Consider the following 1,508-nt stretch of genomic DNA (forward strand, 5'->3'; position numbering starts at 1 on the left):
CCCCTTCACCAAATAACATTACTTAGTGAAAGTGAGCAAGTTTTTTTACTTGAAGGATTCAATACCACGGGGTATTTTTACGAGGATAGTTTGACAGTATTAGATGCTTTCAAGTCACAGGCATTAAAGACCCCTGATGCCCCTGCAGTTATTTTCGAGGAACGTCTATTGACCTATGCAGAACTAGATAAATTGACCGATAAGCTGGGTTACTATTTAAAAACGCAGTACACAATAGCATCAGGAGACCGCATAGGTTTACTACTAGACCGCAGTGATTATGTAGTGATCTCCCTTTTAGGGATTTTAAAGTCAGGCGGAGGATATGTACCTATTGACCCAGAAACCCCTGAAGACCGTATTTCAATGATATTAGAAGATGCTGGCGTCTCTCTATTGATATCAGAGATGTATTACGGGATGGATCAGGGATCTTATCACGGTCCTAAATTTATTATTGATGTAGAACTTGACGGTCTTTCAGAAGCACCTTCCGATTTCACGGTATCTATAAGCAGTAAAGATCTAGCCTATATGATCTACACCTCTGGTACCACCGGCACCCCCAAAGGCGTCTGTATCACCCACGGGAACCTTTACCACTACATACGTTGGGCATCAACAACCTATGTGAACGATCAAGCGTCTAACTTTGCTTTATTCACCTCAATCTCGTTTGATTTAACGGTGACCAGTATCTTCACTCCCCTTGTCAGTGGACACAGTGTAGTGATCTATGGGAATACTTCGTCGCATGACTTGATCAGATCAGTTTTCACAGACCCCCGTGTACAAGTGGTGAAACTCACGCCATCACACCTGCGGGTTTTACAAAGCTGTTTTGAAGCAGGGCATTCCTTTAGTGTAAATCGTTTTATCATAGGCGGGGAATCTTTATCCCGTGATTTAGCACAAAGCATCCATGAATTATTTAGAGGCCATGCGACCCTTTACAATGAGTACGGTCCCACCGAAGCCACGGTAGGCTGCATGTTGTATGAGTACAGTTCAGAAGACACTTGCTTAAGTGTTCCCATAGGAGTTCCTATCGCCAATATGCAAGCCTATGTACTAGACCGTCATTTAGCACCTGTAGCGATAGGAGTAGTAGGAGAGTTGTATCTTTCAGGAGCAGGACTAGCTTCGGGTTACCATGATCGGGATTCATTAACGGAAGATCGTTTTATACCCCATCCTTATCAACCCGGAGTACGTATGTACAAGACCGGAGATCTGGTGCGCCATTTAAGTGCAGGTGTTATAGAATTTATCGGTCGTAATGATGATCAGGTTAAGATTCGTGGCTACCGTGTAGAGTTAGGCGAGGTAACGGCGCATGTATCGCATCATGCTTCGGTATCAGAGGCATTGGTGATCAGTACAGATCTCATAGATGGCAGCACAGAACTGGTAGCCTATGTGGTACAAGAAGATCGGTCACAGCTAGCCTCGCTTCGGAGTCATTTATCGGGTATATTACCGGAGTATATGGTTCCCCGTTTTTATGT

The 1,508-nt window shown here is 44.1% G+C and carries 1 protein-coding gene; it reads left to right on the forward strand.

Annotation, left to right across the window (positions count from 1 at the left end):
* On the forward strand, positions 1-1,508 hold a 1,508-nt coding region (locus WBG07_RS19310; protein WP_340203767.1), incomplete at both ends, for a non-ribosomal peptide synthetase.

Source organism: Ascidiimonas meishanensis (genome assembly GCF_037782385.1).
Taxonomy (GTDB): Bacteria; Bacteroidota; Bacteroidia; order Flavobacteriales; family Flavobacteriaceae; genus Ascidiimonas; species Ascidiimonas meishanensis.